This window comes from Kitasatospora sp. NPDC007106 (assembly GCF_040634455.1).
In the GTDB taxonomy this organism is placed as follows: domain Bacteria; phylum Actinomycetota; class Actinomycetes; order Streptomycetales; family Streptomycetaceae; genus Kitasatospora; species Kitasatospora arboriphila.
The window spans coordinates 1-4,221 of sequence record NZ_JBEYFP010000528.1; the positions used below are offsets into that span (position 1 = coordinate 1).

A 4,221-nucleotide genomic window follows, 5' to 3' on the forward strand; every position below is an offset into this window, starting at 1 on the left:
GCGGGGCCTTCGACCGTTCCGGCGGCAGCGGGCCCGGGCGCGCCGCAGCCCCCGGACCCTCGCCGTGGGTCCGGGGGCTGTGCTCCGTACGGCCACCGGCCCGCTGTGGGCCGGCCGGGGGCCACGGAGTCCGGGTGGCGTACCGTCCCTGGTACGGCCCGGAGTGCGGGGGTCAGGCGCGGGAGGCGAGCTCCTTCGCGGCGCGGGCGCAGGCCAGCGCGATCCGGTCCTCGTCGACGGTGGTCAGCACGCCCTTCTCGACGACGGCGTTGCCGTTGACGAACAGCACCGCCAGCGGCGGCAGGGCACCCATGGTGAGCGCGGCCACCGGGTCGGCGATCGAGGAGTGCATGATGCCGTCGACCTTCCACAGGGCCAGGTCGGCGAGCTTGCCGGCCTCGATGGAGCCGATCTCGTTCTGCCGGCCGAGCACCCGGGCGCCGCCCATGGTGCCCAGGCGCAGCGACTGGCGTGCCGTCAGCGCGTCGGGGCGGCCGTGCAGGCGGTTGATCAGCAGCGCGTTGCGCAGCTCGGTGCCGAGCTCGCCGGACTCGTTGGAGGCGGTGCCGTCGACGCCGAGGCCCACCGGCACGCCGGCCTTCAGCATGTCCGGGACGCGGGCGATGCCGGCCGCCAGACGGGCGTTGGACGAGGGGCAGTGGGCGACACCGGTGCCGGTCTCGGCGAACTTCGCGATGTCGGAGTCGTTCATGTGGACGCAGTGCGCCATCCACACGTCCTCGCCGAGCCAGCCGGTGGACTCGAAGTAGTCGGTCGGCCCCATGCCGAACAGCTCCTTGCAGAACTGCTCCTCCTCGGCCGTCTCCGAGCCGTGGGTGTGCAGCCGGACGCCCTTGCGGCGGGCCAGCACGGCCGACTCCCTGAGGAGTTCGGTGGAGACGGAGAAGGGGGAGCAGGGTGCGAGGGCCACGTGCAGCATCGAGCCGAAGGAGGCGTCGTGCCACGTGTCGACGGCGGCCTCGGAGGCGATCAGGATGTCCTCGGTCCGCTCCACCGCGTGGTCCGGCGGCAGGCCGCCGTCCTTCTTGCTGCGGTCCATCGAGCCGCGCAGCGCGGTGAAGCGCAGGCCGAGCTCCTGCACGCCCTCGATCGAGGCGCCGAGGACGTCGCCGCCGCCCTGCGGGAAGACGTAGTGGTGGTCGGAGGCGGTGGTGCAGCCGGACTTGAGCAGCGCGGCAGCCGAGCCCTGGGTGGCGGCGTGCACCAGCTTCTCGTCGATCCGGGCCCAGGTCGGGTAGAGCGCGACCAGCCAGTCGAAGAGGATGTTGTCCTGGGCGAGGCCGCGGGTGATCCACTGGTAGAAGTGGTGGTGGGTGTTGACCAGGCCCGGGGTGACCAGATGGCCCTCGCCGTTGATCCGGCGCACCACGTTGTCCAGCCACTGCGGGGCGGGGCCGTCGCCGACCGACTCGATCCGGTTGCCGAGGATCACCACGTGGCCGCGGGCGTACTCGGTGTCGTCTGCGTCCACCGTCGCGACGGCGACGTTCTCGATCACGATCCGCTGGTCGGCGGGTGGGGGCTGGACTGCCATGGCGTGAACTCCTTGGGGGCGAGGGCTGGGGGTGTGCCGCGGGCGGGGCGGCGGGTGGGGCGGGCCGGACGGGGTGCGGAGGCCGGCGCGGGGAAGCACAGGGGCCCCGCGGCGGCGCCGTCCGGCCCGTGGCGGGCGGGTGCCGGTCCGGTCAGGCGACGGGTATGACCGGGACGACGCCCTCGCGGTGGACGGTGCCCTCGATCAGGCCGTACATCCGGTCGGCGGCGTAGTACACCTCGTTCTCGTTCTTGAGGCCGAAGGGCTCCAGGTCGACGAGGAAGTGGTGCTTGTTGGGGAGCTCCAGGCGGACCTCGTCCACCTCGGCGCGGTTGTTCAGCACCCGGGTGCCCATCGCGTGCAGGGTCTGCTGCAGTGAGTAGGAGTACGTCTCGGCGAAGGCCTCCAGCATGTGGCGCTTCACGTGGTTGTAGGAGCGGTTCCAGTTCGGCTGCGGCTCGTCGTCGCGGCCGGTGTAGCCGTACTTCCAACGGGCCGTCACCTGGGTCGCCAGGATGCGGTCGTAGGCCTCCTGGAGGGTGGTGTACTTGTCCTTGATGTAGCCCCAGAACTCGGAGTTGGTCGTGTTCATCACGACCAGGTCCTTGAGCCCGGAGATCACCTGGACGGACTCGCCGTCGAACACGATCTCGGAGGTGCGTACCTCCTGGCCGTTGCGGACGAAGGAGTGGCCGACCTCCTCGGAGCCGATGAAGCGGGCGGAGCTGTCCGGGGTCCGGATGCGGTCCCAGGTGTACTCCTCGATGCGGATGCGGGCGCTGTGCACCACACCGCGCTCGGTGTTCTCGACGAAGTGGCGGGCCAGCGTGATGCCGAAGGCCTCCGCCGACTCGATGCCGTACTCCTTGGCGAAGGCGTAGACGGTGTTCTTCGTCGTGTCGGTGGGCAGGCAGTTGGCGTTGGAGCCGGTGAGGTGGACGTCCTCGAACTCGCCCTGCAGGGAGACCGAGACGTTCAGGTCCTTGATCTCGTGCCGGGTGGAGTCGCGGTAGACCCGGACGATGCGGTTCTCCGCCTTGCCGTACTGGTTCTGGCCGAGCACGTGGGCCATGGCATGGCTCCTAAGGTTCCAGGTCGGTCTTCTAGCTTCCGCGGTAGACCGAGTAGCCGAACGGGTTGAGCAGCAACGGCACGTGGTAGTGGTGCTGCGCGGGCGCGACCGTGAAGACGATCGCTACCTCGGGGAAGAACGGCGCCGCCTCGCCCCGGGCCGCGTAGTACGCGGTGGTGTCGAAGAGCAGCCGGACGACCGAGCCCGCCTCCGCGGCCGGCAGGTCCTTGGCCCGGCCGTCGGAGTCCGTGGCGGAGGTGCCGAGCACCTTCCAGCCACCCTCGGTGTGCAGTGCCAGCTCGACCGGCACGCCCTCGGCCGGGCGGCCGAGGCTGGTGTCGAGCACATGCGTGGAGATGCCAGTCATGGGTTGAAACACCTTACTGATGGCAGGAATTGACTGACCGTCAGGAGTCTAGGCCCCGTCGAGCAGCCGGTTGATGCGGATGTCGTTGATCTTGCGCAGCTCGCCGCGGACGATCTCGCGCTCGGTGGCGGCGTCGTTGGGGTGGCGCTCGCGCAGCGAGGCGAGCATGGTCGCGGCCGTGCGGCCGGTCGCACAGATCAGGAAAACGTGGCCGAACTTCGCCTCGTAGGCGGCGTTGGCCTCGCGCAGGTCGTCGAGGAGCGCACTGTCGGCTCCCCGGATGCCGGCCTGCTCGCGCTCGGAGGTGGCGTCGCCGGCCTTCGGCGTGCCGATCCGGGCGTGGCCGGCCATCGCGTCGGCGAGGTCCGCGGTGTCGAGGACGGCCATGGCGGCGGCGTTGGCGTCGAGCAGGGCCGTGCGGTCCCGCCACGGCCGGGCGGCCGCGACCGCCTCGGCCCAGCGGGGGCTGGAGCAGATCTCCAGCAGCGTCTCCCGCAGATCGGCGGCCGGGGCCGCCGCCAGGGACTCAAGCGCCCCGGCGTCCGCGGTCGGAGCGGTGGATTCGTTGGTCACGGGTGGACCTCCTGAAGAGTGGTGCCACTCGCACAAGCTAGATCCACCACCGCAGACCGTCAACACTTTGTTGAACGGTTGGTGGTTACGTTTCGCGGCGGGCCGGATTGCCGGGGGATGTCGTGTGGGATCCGCCAATGGGCCCGGCGCGGCGGGCGGTGAAGACTCGGGGCGGGCGGTGTCAGCCCTTCCGGGAGCCTTCCTGCCGGTTCAGGTAGTTGTAGACCGTGAAGCGGCTGACGCCGAGCGCCGAGGCCACCGTCTCCACCCCGTGGCGGACGGTGAACGCCCCGCGCTCCTCCAGCAGGGCGACCACGTGCTGCTTCTCGGCCCGGTCGAGCTCGGTCAGCGGGCGCCCGTCGAACTGGCGCACCATCTCCGCGAGCAGCCGGTCCAGCGCACTGCTCAGGTGCGGGAGCCGCACCGCCACGGCCGCCTCGCCGTCCCACTCCAGGAGGACGTCGTCCGGGCGCGCCTCGGCCGGCTCGACCGCGGTGGCGCCCACCGCGTCCAGCAGCGGCTTTATCGCGGCGGTGAGCGGGTGTTCCATGGCGTTGCTCACGGCGTACCCCCTCCTTCCGGGGACTGCTCGTCGCCGAGCACGCTGATCTGGACGGAGATCCGGGTCGCCCCGGCCTCCAGGGTCTCGCGCAG

At 71.1% G+C, this 4,221-nt stretch carries 5 protein-coding genes; all 5 read right to left on the bottom strand.

The window, feature by feature from the left end; genetic code table 11:
• Positions 1–172: 172 nt before the first annotated feature.
• The 5 genes from ABZ641_RS27690 to ABZ641_RS27710 all read right to left on the bottom strand — a co-directional run bounded on the left by ABZ641_RS27690 (position 173) and on the right by ABZ641_RS27710 (position 4,129).
• Positions 173–1,555, bottom strand: coding sequence for an 8-oxoguanine deaminase (locus ABZ641_RS27690; RefSeq protein WP_344627574.1), 1,383 nt, complete (start codon positions 1,553–1,555; stop codon positions 173–175).
• Between the two features lie 151 nt (positions 1,556–1,706).
• Positions 1,707–2,627, bottom strand: a complete 921-nt coding sequence (pucL, locus tag ABZ641_RS27695; RefSeq protein ID WP_359985952.1) for a factor-independent urate hydroxylase — start codon at positions 2,625–2,627, stop codon at positions 1,707–1,709.
• A 31-nt stretch (positions 2,628–2,658) separates the two neighbouring features.
• Positions 2,659–2,994, bottom strand: a complete 336-nt coding sequence (gene uraH, locus ABZ641_RS27700; protein ID WP_344627572.1) for a hydroxyisourate hydrolase — start codon at positions 2,992–2,994, stop codon at positions 2,659–2,661.
• 48 nt (positions 2,995–3,042) lie between these two features.
• Positions 3,043–3,567 (bottom strand): 2-oxo-4-hydroxy-4-carboxy-5-ureidoimidazoline decarboxylase, encoded by a 525-nt coding sequence (uraD, locus tag ABZ641_RS27705; RefSeq protein WP_344627571.1) that lies wholly within the window; start codon positions 3,565–3,567, stop codon positions 3,043–3,045.
• 181 nt (positions 3,568–3,748) lie between these two features.
• Entirely contained in the window at positions 3,749–4,129 is a 381-nt protein-coding gene (locus ABZ641_RS27710) for a helix-turn-helix domain-containing protein (RefSeq protein WP_344627570.1), read from the bottom strand.
• Positions 4,130–4,221: the final 92 nt, after the last annotated feature.

What these genes read in the sequence shown, in the direction of transcription:
- pucL (WP_359985952.1), bottom strand. Translation starts at nt 2,627, where the DNA reads ATGGCCCACGTGCTCGGCCAGAACCAGTACGGCAAGGCGGAGAACCGC.
- ABZ641_RS27690 (WP_344627574.1), bottom strand. Translation starts at nt 1,555, where the DNA reads ATGGCAGTCCAGCCCCCACCCGCCGACCAGCGGATCGTGATCGAGAAC.
- uraH (WP_344627572.1), bottom strand. Translation starts at nt 2,994, where the DNA reads ATGACTGGCATCTCCACGCATGTGCTCGACACCAGCCTCGGCCGCCCG.